General features: G+C 41.5%; 14 protein-coding genes. 3 read left to right on the forward strand and 11 right to left on the reverse strand.

The window, feature by feature from the left end; genetic code table 11:
* Positions 1-47 precede the first annotated feature (47 nt).
* Complete coding sequence (locus ACFFRD_RS05950; protein ID WP_392480766.1) at positions 48-737, forward strand: hypothetical protein; 690 nt, start codon at positions 48-50, stop codon at positions 735-737.
* Between the two features lie 133 nt (positions 738-870).
* On the opposite strand, the gene ACFFRD_RS05955 is transcribed toward ACFFRD_RS05950, so the two are convergent.
* Positions 871-1,431, reverse strand: a complete 561-nt coding sequence (locus ACFFRD_RS05955) for an HdeD family acid-resistance protein (RefSeq protein ID WP_114083136.1) — start codon at positions 1,429-1,431, stop codon at positions 871-873.
* Between ACFFRD_RS05955 and ACFFRD_RS05960 the strand changes: the two genes are divergently transcribed.
* Entirely contained in the window at positions 1,415-1,672 is a 258-nt protein-coding gene (locus ACFFRD_RS05960) for a hypothetical protein (protein WP_392480768.1), read from the forward strand. The two genes, ACFFRD_RS05955 and ACFFRD_RS05960, sit on opposite strands and share 17 nt — an antisense overlap.
* Positions 1,673-2,357: 685 nt before the next feature.
* Here the strand turns inward: ACFFRD_RS05960 and ACFFRD_RS05965 are convergent.
* The 10 genes from ACFFRD_RS05965 to ACFFRD_RS06010 all read right to left on the reverse strand — a co-directional run bounded on the left by ACFFRD_RS05965 (position 2,358) and on the right by ACFFRD_RS06010 (position 14,917).
* Positions 2,358-3,950 carry an iron uptake porin gene (locus ACFFRD_RS05965; protein WP_392480769.1) on the reverse strand — a complete coding sequence of 531 codons (1,593 nt, stop codon included), beginning with the start codon at positions 3,948-3,950 and terminating at the stop codon, positions 2,358-2,360.
* A gap of 129 nt (positions 3,951-4,079) precedes the next feature.
* Positions 4,080-5,126 (reverse strand): Gfo/Idh/MocA family oxidoreductase, encoded by a 1,047-nt coding sequence (locus ACFFRD_RS05970; RefSeq protein ID WP_392480771.1) that lies wholly within the window; start codon positions 5,124-5,126, stop codon positions 4,080-4,082.
* A gap of 295 nt (positions 5,127-5,421) precedes the next feature.
* Positions 5,422-6,822, reverse strand: coding sequence for a sugar porter family MFS transporter (locus ACFFRD_RS05975; protein ID WP_392480773.1), 1,401 nt, complete (start codon positions 6,820-6,822; stop codon positions 5,422-5,424).
* A gap of 139 nt (positions 6,823-6,961) precedes the next feature.
* A complete protein-coding gene (locus ACFFRD_RS05980; protein WP_190936374.1) occupies positions 6,962-7,960 on the reverse strand; it encodes a ribose ABC transporter permease in 999 nt (332 codons plus the stop codon).
* A complete protein-coding gene (locus tag ACFFRD_RS05985) occupies positions 7,957-9,513 on the reverse strand; it encodes a sugar ABC transporter ATP-binding protein (protein ID WP_190936375.1) in 1,557 nt (518 codons plus the stop codon). Before ACFFRD_RS05985 ends, ACFFRD_RS05980 begins: the two co-directional genes overlap by 4 nt.
* Positions 9,514-9,783: 270 nt before the next feature.
* Positions 9,784-10,806 (reverse strand): ABC transporter substrate-binding protein, encoded by a 1,023-nt coding sequence (locus ACFFRD_RS05990; protein ID WP_392480775.1) that lies wholly within the window; start codon positions 10,804-10,806, stop codon positions 9,784-9,786.
* A gap of 38 nt (positions 10,807-10,844) precedes the next feature.
* On the reverse strand, positions 10,845-11,849 hold the full coding sequence (locus ACFFRD_RS05995) for an ABC transporter substrate-binding protein (protein WP_392480776.1): 1,005 nt from the start codon (positions 11,847-11,849) through the stop codon (positions 10,845-10,847).
* Between the two features lie 729 nt (positions 11,850-12,578).
* Entirely contained in the window at positions 12,579-13,475 is an 897-nt protein-coding gene (locus ACFFRD_RS06000; RefSeq protein ID WP_392480778.1) for an inositol oxygenase family protein, read from the reverse strand.
* Between the two features lie 495 nt (positions 13,476-13,970).
* On the reverse strand, positions 13,971-14,294 hold the full coding sequence (locus ACFFRD_RS06005; protein WP_114083127.1) for a DUF1815 family protein: 324 nt from the start codon (positions 14,292-14,294) through the stop codon (positions 13,971-13,973).
* Positions 14,295-14,431: 137 nt separating this feature from the next.
* Complete coding sequence (locus ACFFRD_RS06010; RefSeq protein ID WP_392480780.1) at positions 14,432-14,917, reverse strand: gluconokinase; 486 nt, start codon at positions 14,915-14,917, stop codon at positions 14,432-14,434.
* 175 nt (positions 14,918-15,092) lie between these two features.
* Between ACFFRD_RS06010 and ACFFRD_RS06015 the strand changes: the two genes are divergently transcribed.
* On the forward strand, positions 15,093-16,145 hold the full coding sequence (locus tag ACFFRD_RS06015; protein ID WP_392480781.1) for a LacI family DNA-binding transcriptional regulator: 1,053 nt from the start codon (positions 15,093-15,095) through the stop codon (positions 16,143-16,145).
* Positions 16,146-16,346: the final 201 nt, after the last annotated feature.

Raw genomic sequence — 16,346 nt, forward strand, 5'->3', positions numbered from 1 at the left:
TTCAGTTAAATCAGAAATGTAAACGAGCTATTTTTGGAAAAATGATCATGAATATTCGTAGAATACTAGTTGTAACAGCGATTCCCGTTCTGGTTGGCACATTTGGTTTGATTTCACTCAATCAGGCTGATGCCGCTAATAAATTCTCTCAAATTGCCCAGGCGCAACAACCACCCAATCAACCACCAGAAGGAGAACATCGCCCACCCCGCCCTAATTTTAAGGCTGCTGCAACTAAGTTAGGAGTTAGCGAGCAACAGTTAAAAGATGCGTTGGGTGTCCCTGCCAATCCTCCCACAGGCGATGTCTACGACGGGCTACGCCTACGCAATCAACGCCCACCTCGTCCTGATTTTAAAGCTGCTGCAACCAAGTTAGGAGTTAGTGAGCAGCAGTTAAAAGATGCGTTGGGTGTCCCTGCCAATCCTCCCACAGGCGATGTCTACGACGGGCTACGCCTACGCAATCAGCGCCCACCCCGCCCTGATTTTAAGGCTGCGGCGACCAAGTTAGGAGTTAGCGAGCAACAGTTAAAGGATGCGTTGGGTGTTCCTGCTAATCCTCCAAGTGGCGATGTCTACGACGGGCTACGCCTACGCAAGCAACGCCCACCCCGCCCTGATTTGAAAGCAGCTGCGGCAAAATTGGGAGTTAGCGAACAACAGTTAAAAGATGCGTTGGGTGTTCCGCCTCATCCTCCAGGTGGCGATCGGTCAGCACCTCCTGCAAATCAGTAGTTTACTCACTGAAAGCTTGCTGTAGTTATTACCAGTCTGCTCCATAAGTGTGATGTTAGGCTTTAGCGATAGGGTATAGGTTACAGGGTACAAATTATTCTTTATTACCTGTTACCTCTCCCCTATACCCAATTCAGATTCCTGTTCTCTGGTTAGGAATGCGACGGCTAGGCAGTGAGAGCGCGATCATCCAAACACCTGTCAACAAAAAATTAATCCCTGCAAATAATCCCAGCACCCAAGCTGCACTGAAAGGCCATTTATACAAAATTAAAATTCCCAGAATAATGGCCATCATGCCACTAAACAGTGTCCAACCCCAATTTGGCTCTGGACGTATTTGAAATGCTGTAATTACCTCAAATACACCCTCAGCCAAAAAGACAATTCCCAAGGCGAATGTGATGGAGAGCGCAGCACCAAAGATGTTGCCAATCAACATAATCCCAGCAAGTGTATATAGAATACCAACCACTAGCTTTAGCCAAAAGCCTTTTTGTCGTCGTGATTGCAATGCGTGGACAATTCGGACAATACCAGCGATCAATAAAAACCAAGAGATGACGATTGTAATGGCAATAGTGGCAACGAATGGTTCTGCGATCGCTGCCATGCCTAGCACAATCATTAGAATGCCTAGAACGATTAACCATCCTAAGCTTTGTCTCTCTTGACCGATGTTTTCAGAATTCATAACAGGTTTACCAAATGGGTTAGAATTGGGGGTTTTTCAAGGATTTATATTCGTATTAATTACCGAAGAAAGGCAGAGGGCAGGAGGCAGTTCGCGTAGCGTCTCAAAGAGAAGGCAGGAGGAAGAAAATATATTTTTTGTTCTCTGCCAAACGGGTTTAAAGCCCCTAAATTTATTTATGAATAAAGATAAAAAATGGATTTTGAGACGCGCAGCGCAAAAAATACAGCGTCCATTATAAATTCCCTAAATTTATTTATGGGGATTATCTCTTGCCTCCTTAATTCATTTCTTAACTACTTAAGTTGTGTAGGCTCTGCTTCAGAATATATTTACCAAAGCTATTTTTGGTATTGCATATTTGCGGGATGGACAAGATGCCCATCTTTGTCTTTACGGGCAGTCTGTATGCCTATTGCCTAAGAATAATTCTCGTTACTTTGCCCCTAAGTTTGTTTTAAGATATAAATGCTCAATCTTAAACAGTCATAAAGATATTTAAAGTAAGCTGTAGCACTTTTAATCTGCACAAATTTGGCGCTCATGTTGCCCACCTCACAAGTAATTTATTTTTTACGAATGCAAATTAAAAGTTTTTCAGCCTATTAGTATCAGCATGGACAAACGGAATCGTAATCTGCATAAGTAAAGAATTTACAATATCTGAAGTTTTGACTTCCTCACTCCCTAGAGATAAAGCAAGTCCTAGCAAATACTGATATTTAGCTTTGATTAATCTTTATACAGAGTGATGAAATAAAGTGGTGAAGATGCTACTAGAGTACGGCGGAATTTAGCTAATAGCTCAGTGAACAAGACTTGGCTAAAATCCCCTTATTCAAGAGACTTATTGTATCAGTTTAAATATTCGAGTATTTTCGATTGATTGCGAGTTGGCTAACAGACTCTGTTAGCCAACTAAACGATTAAAAATCGAAGGTTGTACGAAGCACGCCCACATACTGCGTATCATTCCTACTATCATTTTCTGGGTTGATAATCACCCAAAAACCAGGAGTTACTGAGATATTATCGTTCAGGCGGTAGCGATAGAATGCTTCAATATGGTAAGCGGTGTCTCGGTCTTGACGGATATCACTGTTAGAGACACGCGGTGGTATCCCAAAGAGAATTCCTGGCAGGTTGCCTTTACCGCCCACATCGGGAAACGACATACCAATCGCTCCAAACCAAGCATTGGCATTATCACCATTGTTCACGAACAGAGAATCTGTTCCACCCCTACCATTAGAAATATCGCTGAAACCAGAGTTTTTTGCATTTGCCCAAACATATCCACCCCAAGAGTGAACTTGGAAATTTTCGGAAAAGCGATAGTATCCCTGTACGCCAACAATGCTATTGGAAGTGGCAACGTTATTTCCGAAGGGAGCATTTGATAGGGCGCTACCTCTGCCGGCGTTGATATCTACAGTGCCAGCAGGGTTATAACCATGAGAGTAAGCGACACCAATAGCTCCTTGTTCGCCGTAATATGCTAGGTGGGCTAGAGCATTGTAGCCGCCATCAAATAAGCCATTTTGCGCTGATGGAACATTCGGACTATTTGCTAAATAGCCCAAGGTGAGAATCAAGTTTTTACTGATACTCCAGTTAGCGGCTGCACCCCCACCACCCCGCTCGAAGAGGGGACTGTTTTTACCAAAGAGTGAGGGAATCCCATTACCATCATCAGCGATCGTGGCAGGAGTGATGTTATTTGTGATGTCGTTGTAACCAATACCTGTGGGGCCAACAACGAAAGAAAGGGAGTCACCAACGGGGAAGTAGTAACGGATGTGGGGAATTATTAGTGTATTGTTGCTGTCATTGTCGAAATTCAGTCGTGTCATGCCTGTGCCTGTGGCTGCGGCAATTTGACTTGCACCATTAGAATTTGTAAAGTTGCCAAACTCCAGCCGGACTCGCAATAAATCTTTACCGGTGAAGCTACTCTCTAAGTTGAGACGACCTCGGTTTGCAAAATAAAGACGGGATTCATCGCTTTGTCCACCTACTCTATTACCAAAGGTATCACTAATGGCCGTAATAATTTGAGCATTCAACTTAGTAGTGGTGGAAAATTGCTGCTGCTCCAGCGTTGCTGTATGTGCTTCCAGGGTATCCACCCGGCCACGCAGAGTTGCCAATTCTGCCGCAAACTCTGTCTGCAAATTTTGCAGCACTGTCAAATCTTCTTTTTTGACTAAATCATTAGTACCCACAGCAATTAATTCATTCACCCGGTCTAAACAAGCATTTAAACCAGCAGCAAATTCATAACGACTCAAAGCACGATTACCGCGATAGGTTGCATCAGGATAACCTGCAATACAGCCATAGCGTTCGACTAGTGATTGCAGTGCCTGAAATGCCCAATCGCTCGGTTTAATGTCGGAAAGTTGGGAAACAGAATTGACTTGTCCCTGCAAATTTTTATCATCTTCTGGAGGTGCTGCCCAAACTACTGGAACTGCGAAAAATAGGATAAAAAAGCTATGCAGAAGAATTTTAATCATGGACTTATTTATGTGAAAATGGTTGAATTCTGACTTTGTAAAGAAAAAAATTACAGTCGAAAAAAAGCTTCTGGCTTATAAGCTAGCCAGCATTAAAGTTAGATATTTTGAGTTGAAATTTTAGATTACTTAAAGCAACGCTATAACTTTTTGCTCATTACTGCTTTTAATAGCTGCTTCTATAATCCGCATTACATTAATTCCGTCTTCGGCAGTAACAGCAACTGGCTGATTATCAACAATAGATTTATATACTGCGTCGTAATAGCCTAAATAACTGCCCTGTGAGCTTTTTACTTTTTCCCGAATTACTTTTGTGTCTGTTTCTGTATGCAGCAAGCCATATTCATTTTCCGGCTCTGTATACCAATCAAGTGTATTAGGCTTGAGACCCGCAACTAAATACTCTTCTTGGGCATCGGCTCTGCTTTTGAGAAAAGAACCCTTTGTGCCATGTATGATGTAGGCAGGTGCGGGTTCACGCACAAGGAAACCCGCTTTTAACTTAACGCGCAGCTTGTCGTAGTATAGTATCAACTCGAAATAATCATCTACCTGCGATCGCACTCTCGTGATTCGGATGTCTGCAAAAATAGCATCAGGCATCCCAAATAAATGCACAGCCTGGTCTATTAAGTGCGGGCCTAAATTGTTTAATATTCCTGCACCTGGACTGGCAACTTCTATGTGTTGTTTATGGCTGAGTGCTGGTTTATATTTTTGAAATTGAAATTCTGCTTCAATAATATCACCCAGCAAGCCTTCTTGTATAACTTTTTTTACTGTTTTAAAATCACTATCCCACCTGCGGTTTTGATATACAGATAATTTCTTTCCCTGTTTTAATGCCAATTCATTCAGTTGTTCTGCTTCTTTGACTGTTGTGGTAAATGCTTTTTCTACCACTACATGCTTGTCTGCCAGCAAAGCCTGTTTCGTATAATCGTAATGTGTATAAGTTGGTGTATTTACTACCACCAGAATTACTCGATCGTCGGCTAGCAATGCTTCCAAAGAAGGATAGCTTTTTAGTTTTGGATAATCTTCCTGTATCAGCTTTTTGCTTCTTTCCCAAGAGCCTGCTAATTGAAAACCTGGATGCAAATCAATGAACGGCGCATGAAAGACCCTACCGGACAAACCATAAGAACAAAGAGCCGTATTGAGAGTTTCCATCTTTTTATTGATTGACTGAAGCGAAAGCTTGTATTTAGTTGTTGTTAGATGTTCCAGATAAAGTTTGCAGCATCAGGGCGGGCAAGATGCCCACCCCACAAAATTTACAGCAATCTTTTTTGATCTGAGACCAAATCCATTTGTATCAGAATTATTCTTCTTTCCTATTCTCAGCGCCCTCAGCGTCTCTGCGGTTTTTTAATCATTCAGATGCTACTGAATTTGATTTGAAAAGTTGAAAATAAAGTTTTTTACTAATGATTGAGTTCAGAATTACAAATTAGGCAGATGCGAATTACATATCTTCCAACTCAATTCCTTTGGTTTCTTTAATAAAAAAGAGAATGAAAAAGAATGAGGTAGCCGCCGCAATTGTATAAAGTCCATAGGCAGAACCTAGACCGAAATATTGGAGTATGGGAGGAAATGTTGTGGAAATAAGGAAATTCGCGACCCATTGAATTGCAGCAGCAACTGAAAGTGCAGCCGCTCGAATCTTGTTATTAAACATTTCTCCCAATAGCACCCAAACCACTGGCCCCCAGGAGAAACCGAAGCAAAACACGTAGAGGTTAGCTGCAATCAGAGCCACAGTCCCGGCGCTTCCGGTGAGGGCAGGGTTTCCAGCAGCATCTAGGGGAGCATTGCCAAAAACATAAGCCATCGTCCCCAAGGTCAAGGTCATGCCAATTGACCCTATTATTAGCAACGGCTTACGACCAAATTTATCCACGAAGGCGATCGCAATCAGTGTTGTAATAATGTTGACGGCTCCTGTAATCACCGTGATTGATAGGGAATCTTTTTCGGAAAACCCGACTGCCCGCCACAAAACACTACTGTAGTAAAAGATTACATTAATCCCAACAAATTGTTGTAATACAGATAAGCCGATTCCTATCCAAACAATGGGGAGGAGTCCGCCACTTCTGCTTAAGAGGTCAGAAAATTTAGGTTGGCGTTCACGAAGCACTGTCTGCCGAATTTCTTCAATTTTTGGCAGTACGTCACCCCCCAAAATCTTGGTCAGAACGTTAACAGCTTCTGATTCTCGTCCTTTGGCAACCAAATAACGGGGAGATTCAGGAATTGTTAAAGCTACCATCCCATAGAATACTGCTGGTGGGACTGCTGTCCAAAACATCCAGCGCCAAGCTGCAACCCCAAACAAAAACGGCGAGTCTGCTGAACCTGCTGACGTAGCGATAAAGTAGTCGCTCAATAAGGCAACAAAAATTCCCACTACGATCGCTAATTGTTGCAGAGATCCTAACCTTCCCCGCAAATGGGTAGGAGAACATTCTGCAATGTAAGCTGGGGCGATGACGCTAGCAACGCCGATTCCAATCCCACCCAATACTCGCCAAAAGATAAAATCCCAGATTGTGAAGGCCATCCCAGAGCCAATGGCACTGATAGTAAACAACACCGAAGCGACCACCATTGCCTTGACTCGACCATAACGGTCTGCAATCTGTCCGGCAAAAAAGGCTCCTACCGCAGATCCCAGTAATGCTAGAGACACTGCCAGTCCTGTCACCCAACTACTGGTGTTAAAAGCTTTTGCTAATGATAAAACCGCACCGTTGATTACAGCAGTGTCAAAACCGAACAGAAAGCCGCCGAGGGCAGCAGCGCCAGCAATCAAAATCACATAAAATGTGCTGGATTTACGACGAACAGTAGTAGAAGACATAGTTTATATATTCGGCATTGGGAATTGGGTATTGGGAATGGGGAATGGGGAATGGGGAATGGGGAATACTTAATAACCAATAGTTATTCTTCTCCTGCATCCTCTGCGTCCCCTGCTCCCCTGCCCCCTTGCCTCTTTTTCAACGTCTGGAACGTCTGCGGAGTCGATCAATCATTACTGCCAAAATAATTACTAGTCCTTTGACGACTAGTTGCCAGAAGTAAGATAGGTTCAACAGAGTTAAACCGTTGTTGAGAATAGCAATGATTAATGCACCTAAAAGAGTGCCGCCAATGGTACCAATACCACCTGTAAAGCTGGTTCCACCAAGAATAACAGCTGCGATCGCATCTAATTCGTAACCTTGACCCAATATGCCACTGGCACTATATAGACGGCTGGCGCTCATGATTCCTCCTAAGCCTGCCAGTAATCCGCTAATACCATAGACAAATAGCAAGACACGATTAACTTTAATCCCAGTTAATCTGGCTGCCCGTTCGTTACCACCTACTGCATATATCTGCACTCCTAAAACTGTTTGCCGCAATACAAACCAGCTAGCGATTACAGTCAGTAGTGCAATGATTACTAACCACGGCAGAGGCCCGACGTAACTATTACCTACCCAAGCAAAATTGATGTCTCGGTTAATCAGCGTTGTCCCTTTAGCAATCAAAAAGGCCACACCCCGTAAGGCTGTGAGTGAACCTAATGTGACAATAAAAGGTGGCACATCCAAGAAGGTGATGAGAGCGCCGTTGACTAAGCCTAAAAGCAATCCTGCCAGCAATGCAGCAGGTACAGCCGCCCAACTTAAAGCCGGCAGTAGCGATACCAGCAGTCCAACTACGGCAGAAACAGCCAATATTGACCCAACTGATAGGTCAATACCTCCGGTGAGAATTACAAAGGTCATTCCTGTCGCCAGCACAATATTTATTGATGCCTGACGCAAGATATTGACGATGTTACCGCCGGTGAGAAAGTTGGGAGAAAGGAATGCAAATAAGATGCAGATAATTACTAGGATTGGCAAAATACCCGCAACTTCCAGCAGAGTGCTGATTGATTTTCGGTTGCGGGATGCGGGATTGTTGGCTGATTTATTGATAGGTGGTCTGACTGTCTGACTCATAATGCTGATACCTCCGATGCTCCAGTTGCATAGTGCATAATCTTTTCTTGGGTGATTTCTTTGCCAAGACTGCCGTCCAGTTCGCCTACTAGTTGTCCTTCTCGCATCACCAAGACGCGATCGCTCATACCGACAATCTCTGATAGTTCGCTGGAAACCATTAAAATAGCAACACCTTGTGCTGCCAATTCGCTCATAATTCGATAAATTTCACTTTTAGCACCAATGTCTACGCCGCGTGTCGGCTCATCTAACATCAGTACTCTGGGTTTAATGGCTAACCAACGCGCTAATAGTAGCTTCTGTTGATTCCCACCAGAAAGATCCAGCGCTCTAATTTCCAAATTGGCTAGACGGATATTAAAGTTTTCCACCGCCTCTGTTGACAGCCGATTCACTGAAGGCCAATTAACAATTCCACCTTTGGCATCCTGCTTGAGTGTATTGATGGCAATATTTTTGCGGGCGCTCATCTCTAGAAATAAACCTTGGTCTTTGCGGTCTTCCGGGACGTAGCCAATTCCGGCAGCGATCGCATCACTGGGCGTATTAATTTCCAGTTTTTTGCCATTTAAAAATACTTCACCACTGGCTTTGCGGTCAGCACCAAAAATCAGCCGCGATAGTTCTGTGCGTCCTGCACCAACTAACCCCGCTAAACCGAGAATTTCCCCTGCATGAAGTTCAAAGCTAGCCGGCTCAATCTTTTTGCGGGCATCGCTCATGTTTCTGACTTCTAGCACCACCGGGCCAGGATTCATTTGCCGTTGATGTTCGTAAAAGTCTTGCATGGAGCGACCAACCATCATCTGCACCAATCGCTGTGGAGAAATTTCGCTGCGTGTGAGACTACCAATATATTGACCATCGCGCAGGACGCTAATCCGGTCAGCTAAAGCATAGATTTCTTCCATCCGATGGCTGATGTAAATAATCGCAATGCCATCACTCCGTAGTTTGCGAATTACTTCGAATAAATGGTCGCTCTCGCGGTCAGATAAGGCTGCTGTTGGCTCATCCATCACCAAAACGCGGCTTTTGTCTTTCAGCGCCCTGGCAATTTCGACTTGTTGCTGTTCTGCAATGGATAAAGTACCAACTATAGTCTGGGCTGTAAAATTCGCTCCCAAGCTATCTAACACTTGCTCTGCTTCCAGTTGCATAGCTTTGCGGTCTAAAAACTGACCTCGCCGCAACTCGCTACCCATAAACATATTTTCGGTAACGGTTAAATTAGGCGCAACATTCAGTTCTTGATAAATAAGATTAATACCCGCTTTGCGTGCTGTTGCCGGATCGGTAATTTTCAGGGGTTGACCATTGATGCGAATTTCTCCTTCATCGGCAATGTAAGCCCCTGCCAGGATTTTCATCAATGTGCTTTTGCCTGCTCCGTTTTCACCCATGAGGGCATGAACTTCTCCGGGATAAATCGTGAGATTAACATTTTGGAGCGCAGATACACCATGAAATCGTTTGGTAATCCCTTGCATTTCTAATACAGGGGTGGTGGTTGGTGCATCAGGAAATGAGGTTTCAATACTTGTTGTCATGAACATCTCCTGTAAAAAGAATCTAAAAGTCGCAAGTTGTGAGTTAGAAATTAATCAACTCACATCTGATGTGAAATTAAAAGCATCACAAAATTCTGTTTTAAAAAGCGATTGCTATCTTGGGAAGTTCTGAATATTGAAAGGCAATATATCAGAACTTTCTACAAATGCACATAGATACATCATGGGTATGTGCAAAAACTATGTCAATGTATCAAAAGACTCAATTCAGCTTAGACATAACTCTTAATTGTGAATTTACAATTGTTATTATTTCCAGCCTTTTTCTGTGCTGACATTATCTTTTGTGATCAGCTTAACGGGAATTAAAATGGTGGGATTAGTAGGTTTTTTCCCATTTAAAATGTCGTTTCCAACCTGAACTGCTTTTTCGGCCATCCCTCGCGGATTTTGAGTAGCGGTTGCAGCATATATACTATCTTTAGCTGCGATCGCAGTGATTGCTTCTGGCGCACCATCAACCCCGACAATAAAGAAATCTTTACGTTGTGCTTGGTTCGCTGCTAGTTCTGCGCCAACTCCACTTGGATCGTTAATGGCAAAAACTGCATCAATTTTCGGGAAGGTTGTCAGCAAATCAGTCATAACTCTCAGTCCTCCATCCCGACTACCTTCTGCATTCTGGTTTTTGGAGAGAATTTTGATATCGGGATATTTAGACAGTACACTCTCGCAGCCACTAACTCGCTGAATCACCGAGTCTACTGGCGGGCCATTAACTATTACTACATTGCCTTTACCTTTGAGGCGATCGGCAATATATTTGCAACTAACTTCTCCAGCTTGAACATTATTAGTAGTGATGGTGGCATCCACACCTCCTTCAGCACCAGTATCTACCGCAATGACAATTCTACCAGCTTGTTTCGCTTTTTCAATTGCTGGTTTAATGCCACTTTTATCAGCAGCATTGACGATAATAATGTCAGTATTGGAAGCAGTGAAATTTTCAATTTGATTGGCTTGTTGATTCAGATCGTAAGCGCTGGAAACTACAGTTACATTGACATCTTTACCGCCAATTTTCTTGGCTTCTGCCTCAGTTGCTTGTCCCATGAGGACAAAGAAAGGGTTACTTAAATCGCCAACGGTAAAGGCAACTGATCGTAATTTGGAATTCCCAGTGGCAGTTTTAGTCTCGGCACTAGTATTTGTAGCAGGTTTTGTCTCAGGGTTAGTAGCAGTGTTGTTATCGGGAGAAGCATTTGTACAGCCGACAACCCCACCACTGATGATACCTAGTATGCTAACTGCGATCGCAATCCTTTTCATATTTATCTATTTCCTAAAGTTAATTAAATTTTTCTTACTTACCAGCCTTTGTAGCTGCTGAGGTTATCTCTAGTAACCAATTTGACTGGAATCAGAACGTCAGGTGAATCAGGTTTTTTACCCTGGATGATATCGTTGCCAATCTGAACTGCTTTTTGAGCCATCCCTGCGGGATTTTGCGCCGCAGTTGCAGCAAATACACCATCTTTGTCTTCCATTGCTTTGGTTGCATCTGGCGAACCGTCAACCCCAACAATAAAAAATTCTTTGCGTTTTGCTTGTCTTGCGGCTAAGTCTGCACCCACACCGCTTTGATCGTTCGTGGCAAAAACGGCATCTATTTTGGGAAAGGTTGTAAGTAAATCACTCATCACTCTCAAACCTCCATCCCTTGTCCCTTCGGCGTTTTGGTCTTTAGAGATGAGTTTGATATTAGGATATTTGGATAATGACTTTTCACAGCCACTAACTCGCTGATTGATTGAATCCATCGGCGTACCGTTGAGGATGACTACACTACCTTGACCTTTGATGCGATCGGCAATATATTGACAAGCAATCTCACCAGCTTGGGTATTGTTAGAGCTAATCATCGCATCTACGTCTGCATCAACGGCTGAATCTACTGCAATGACAACCTTACCTGCCAGCCTTGCTTGGTCAATTACTGGTTTAACTCCTTTTTTATCAACAGCGCTGAGGATAATTAAATCAGTATTTGCAGCAGTAAAATTTTCGATTTGGTTGCTTTGTTGGTTCAGATCAAAACCACTAGAAACCGCATTCACTCTAATATTACCGCCGATTTTCTTCGCTTCTGTCTCTGCACCCTTCTGCACTGCATTATAGAAAGGATTTCCCAAGTCACCCAAGGCAACACCAATTGTTTGCAATTTTCTATTTGGACTATTAACTTTAGTCTGTAAACTAGTGTTGGTAGCAGTATTAGTAACATTAGCAGCAGAGTTGTCATTTGGAGCGCTATTTGTGCAGCTCACAAGAGTGAAACCTAATATGCCAACTATGAGTGCAATTGTCTTCATCTTTGTCTTATTTTTAACAACGGATTTAAATTTGATCAAGGTCGGCAGAATATTAAACATGTCTAAAATAATCAGACATTACCTAATATTTCTACAGAATTTGGCATTTTCAACTCTTATTTAATATCTTGCAAACTGATGTGATTTGAGTTGCTGTTATTCATTCCAATTCACTAAAAAAATTTATTTTTAAAGCAAACTTCTGACGATTACATCACGTCATTCACACTAGTTTTTGGTGAAAATGCTTTTTTAATGTGCCTGGATTGAAACTACCTTTTCCGCAAAATTTTTAGAAAAGGATATTATTCGACTTGAGAACATCTGCTTGTCTTTTTATGAGTTTATCCTTCCTTAGTACCAAAATGAGTTTTAGTTATTAAATGTTACAAAACAAAGAAAGATTTTTAATCTATCTTTAGTTAAAACTCTTGGAATTCTAGTGCTGGAAAATGTTAAGTATTTTTAAGATTAAGCAAATTCAAAAAACTTAACATTTTCAGATTGAAATATCATAATTTAGCTTGGAGGATAACCAGTTTTAGATTTTAGATAATGCAGTTGCAAGATTTCAAATTCTAAGCTTCAAACTATTTTTCAGCACCAATCTATAGATATAGGGTTAATCTAAAATCCCAAACCTGAAATTGATTAACTACTCTTAGCATCTCCTAGAAAAATGGAGATTTTTTAGCGCACAGCAATAGCTAGTAATTGAGTGTCAGCAGTTTAAAACTTTAACGTCGCGGGTAGATATTTAGCCACTAAATCCTCATAGTATGGTCTTAAGTTTTGCCAATCGGGAGGAGTAGGGTTTTTTGAATACAAATCATAAGGATTGAATAAATTCACCCATTTAAACATTTCGCGATCATGTTTATCCATCAAATGGTTATATGCGTTTTCGCGGTGTTGAGGATAAAATGAGTGATAGCGAAGCATATACAACGCCGATTCAGGCAAATAGTTTTTCATTATTTGATATAAATACTCATCATGCCCCCATGAAATATGTACATTACTCAATCCACAATTCGGCTCATAAATACCATATTTAGTGTTGTAATTGGGATTATTGTAATCAGGGTTGTCTTTGAAAAATTCCGAGAAAACAATTTTATCAGAAAATGCACAACCCACTGGATAAGTATCACCGACAGTAGCCCATTGAGGCTCACCAAATAGACAAAGCACCTTCCCCAGATCGTGAAAGAAGCCAGTAAGTACCATCCAATCAGGATGACCATCAGCGCGAATGGCTTCTGATGTTTGCAATAGGTGTTGTAGCTGATCCATATCTGTATCAGGATCTGAATCATCTACTAATTGATTCAAAAATTCAACCGCATCCCAAACAGACATTTCTTTCTTATCAAACTTGAGAAAATTCTTTTCTTTCTCAAGGACAAAATTATATGTTTGATTAATATGATTTAACCGATAAAATTCCTTCACCGTATCTCTAGTAGGCGTTTGGTAATTCCTATACTCTTCGGTGGTTTTACCTTCTTTAACTATGCTGTCTGGATTGGGATAGCGATTGAGTAAGTCTTCTTCCCACTCTTCTAGCGAATGTAAGGGGTTGTTTTGAGCTTGTTCGATGGAATTCTTTAAAATCTGAGACATATCCAATACTGCTCGGTTAAGGATTTTTAACTCGGAATTGGGTTTGGGGAAAAGGATAAAGGTTAAAGGTTTTTTCCCCTTCCCCTTTTCCCCTTAACCGACAAGTATTGGAGACATATCTTGTTACTTGTCGGTATTGATTTTCTAAATCGGACTTTGGGAATCCATTTATGCACAGGTGTGCAAAAGCTGTAATTGATTTATTTTTGCACACGTGTGCAGAGACGTGTGTTAAGTTTCTTTTCCATCTGCAAAACTGTGTACAACACACTTCGTCAAGTGTTTTTTACAATCCAATCGGGATTAGACAAAAGTATTGATAAAGTACACGAAATTTAGAGCGCAGACTTAAAACCAAGTACTTATGCGATCTGTGTAGGAATAAGTTTATACCAATAGATAATTCATCTGTTGGATAGATTTTTGAATAAATAGCTTTATACACACCTGTGTAAAATCTATATTAAGTTTTTTTCGGTTTTACCTAGAGGAGTGTTAAGTTGTCAATTGTATGGTGTGCGAATACTTGATAATATTAGCCAACTCTTGCAATTGTTTTATTGCTTCTGCACCCTCCAACTTCATTAATTCGCGATCGTCCCATAATTCCATCCAAGTAATTCCGTAATCAGACACTACAAAACGAATCAGATGCTTTTCTCGTAGGCTAACCATAAATGAAGCACTCTTCATTTGGTCGCCGCACGTATAACATGAGGCAGAATACCCACGCCGCTCAAGAATAATTGTCAAGGCTTGTAGGTTCATTACCAAGTCTTGAACGAATTCTTGATGTTGTTGCGCTAATCTTAGAAACACTAGTTTTCTCCTACCACTACAGTTATGTGGTTGCTTTTAAAACTTCTTTAGACTTACATCCGACGTATTTAGTTGCCAAAAGTTCGTGTTTTCGTAGAGACGTGATTAATCTTAATCTTACGGTTTTAACCAATAAGCTAAAGTCTCAAAGCCGTTCTAATATTCTGGACAATGATCTGGGGTGGTTGTGCAACATCCATAGATATCGTATCTAATGGTTCTTCGAGAGTATCAAACTGGCTATTGAGAAGTTTTTCGCTCATGTAATGATTGCTACGTTCTTTTAACCGTATTTGAATCAACTCATAAGAGCCTTTGAGGTAAACTAACTTAGTGTGATCGCTATCCGATACCAAAAATTGCCGATAGCTGTCTTTTAAAGCCGAACACGCCAGCACGACATTTTTATTTTCTTGCAGCCAATGTTTGATGGCTGCTTGCAAATCTTGCAACCAAGGCATCCTGTCAGCTTCAGTCAACGGGATACCGCGCCGCATTTTCTCAACATTCTCTAGCGAGTGGAAACTATCAGCATCACTAAACTCCCAGCCTAAAGAGTCTGCTAGCAGTTTTCCTATGGTGGTTTTGCCAGAACCAGATACACCCATGACGATAATAATCATATTTTTTGAAGAAAAGTTAAGTTATTGAGGTAAGGGACAGGAGGCAGGAAGTAAGACTATTGAATTTTTGTATGCAAAATATGAGTTGTATTAAAATCTCTTGACAAATAACCATTATTTTCTATAATACATACAAATGCACACGTGTGCATTATTTTAAAATCTAAACTAAAAAATGAATAAACGAAGAATTTCAATTGAAGATATTGCTCGGAGAGCAGGTGTTTCTCATTCCACAGTTTCACGTGCTTTGCGAGATAATGCTCTCATTAGCCCAAAAGTGCGAGAAGAAATTAAGCAGCTGGCGCAGGAGATGAACTATGTGCCAAATGCTATAGCTCAAAGTTTGCAAAATAAACGTACTAATACCATTGGTGTAGTAGTAACTTCCATTGCAGATCCCTTTTTTGCTGAAGTAGTAGACGGCATTGAACAGATAGCCAGACCAGCCGGATTGAGTGTTTTGTTAAGTGCTTCACACCGAGATTTTGAGCAGGAAATGGCAGCTATTGATACCTTTCATCGCCGGAGAGTAGACGGAATCTTAATAGCCGACTCACGAATTAGTAAACAGCATGTAAAGCAGCTAACCCAAATTGCTGTACCAACAGTTTTAATTAACAGCCAGACCGAAGATCAATCGGAAATATTTCACTCAGTGGCAATAGACGATCGCTTAGGTGCTAGATTAGCCACAGAGCATTTAATAAGTTTGGGACACACCAGCATTGGTTATTTGGGTGTAAGCGATCGCAGCAGGTCAAACCGCGAGCGCCTAGAAGGATATCAAATAGCTCTTGCTGAAGCTGGTCTACCACAAAATCCTGATTGGGTTTCAATTAGTGACGAGTATGATTCCAGAATCAGCGATGTCGCCACCGGACAAAATATGCTGTCTAAACTATTGACTGCCGAGGTAACAGGCATCTTTTGTTACAACGATATGGTGGCAGTTGGCGCTCTTTTAGCTTGCCAAGAACTAGGTATTTTAGTACCACGAAATTTAAGCCTGGTTGGATTTGATGGTATTGCTTTAGGTAGTTACGTTACACCGGCACTTACAACAGTCAGCCAGCCGATGTTAGAAATTGGTGGCTATGCCATGCAAATGTTACTTGATTTATTAGAAGAAAAGACTGTGGAAAACCGCGTTTTATCTCCTTTTCTAGTAGAGCGTGGTAGTAGTGCAAGATTATTGAAGAAGAATTCAGAAGTCAGAATGGGCTAAACGCCCCGCTACCGCTAACAGGAGTCAGAATCAAGACGTTCGCAGACTCGCTAACGCTCTGCTATCCGCCAGTCGCACAAAATACCCAACTGAATTCTGGTTCCTGATTCCTGAATTCTGTTTTGATAAAGTAATTTGAAATCGTGTCTATCTTGAAAACTGTAGTTTTTGTGTAATTAGACTAAACCTACAAGAGAAAAT

The sequence above is a fragment of the Nostoc sp. C110 genome, assembly GCF_043099725.1.
Classification (GTDB): domain Bacteria; phylum Cyanobacteriota; class Cyanobacteriia; order Cyanobacteriales; family Nostocaceae; genus Nostoc; species Nostoc muscorum_A.

Excerpts from the sequence above, each read along its gene's own strand:
- ACFFRD_RS05950 (WP_392480766.1), top strand. The coding sequence starts at position 48 with ATGAATATTCGTAGAATACTAGTTGTAACAGCGATTCCCGTTCTGGTT.
- ACFFRD_RS05960 (WP_392480768.1), top strand. The coding sequence starts at position 1,415 with ATGTTTTCAGAATTCATAACAGGTTTACCAAATGGGTTAGAATTGGGG.
- ACFFRD_RS05955 (WP_114083136.1), bottom strand. The coding sequence starts at position 1,431 with ATGAATTCTGAAAACATCGGTCAAGAGAGACAAAGCTTAGGATGGTTA.
- ACFFRD_RS05965 (WP_392480769.1), bottom strand. The coding sequence starts at position 3,950 with ATGATTAAAATTCTTCTGCATAGCTTTTTTATCCTATTTTTCGCAGTT.
- ACFFRD_RS05970 (WP_392480771.1), bottom strand. The coding sequence starts at position 5,126 with ATGGAAACTCTCAATACGGCTCTTTGTTCTTATGGTTTGTCCGGTAGG.
- ACFFRD_RS05975 (WP_392480773.1), bottom strand. The coding sequence starts at position 6,822 with ATGTCTTCTACTACTGTTCGTCGTAAATCCAGCACATTTTATGTGATT.
- ACFFRD_RS05980 (WP_190936374.1), bottom strand. The coding sequence starts at position 7,960 with ATGAGTCAGACAGTCAGACCACCTATCAATAAATCAGCCAACAATCCC.
- ACFFRD_RS05985 (WP_190936375.1), bottom strand. The coding sequence starts at position 9,513 with ATGACAACAAGTATTGAAACCTCATTTCCTGATGCACCAACCACCACC.
- ACFFRD_RS05990 (WP_392480775.1), bottom strand. The coding sequence starts at position 10,806 with ATGAAAAGGATTGCGATCGCAGTTAGCATACTAGGTATCATCAGTGGT.
- ACFFRD_RS05995 (WP_392480776.1), bottom strand. The coding sequence starts at position 11,849 with ATGAAGACAATTGCACTCATAGTTGGCATATTAGGTTTCACTCTTGTG.
- ACFFRD_RS06000 (WP_392480778.1), bottom strand. The coding sequence starts at position 13,475 with ATGTCTCAGATTTTAAAGAATTCCATCGAACAAGCTCAAAACAACCCC.
- ACFFRD_RS06010 (WP_392480780.1), bottom strand. The coding sequence starts at position 14,917 with ATGATTATTATCGTCATGGGTGTATCTGGTTCTGGCAAAACCACCATA.
- ACFFRD_RS06015 (WP_392480781.1), top strand. The coding sequence starts at position 15,093 with ATGAATAAACGAAGAATTTCAATTGAAGATATTGCTCGGAGAGCAGGT.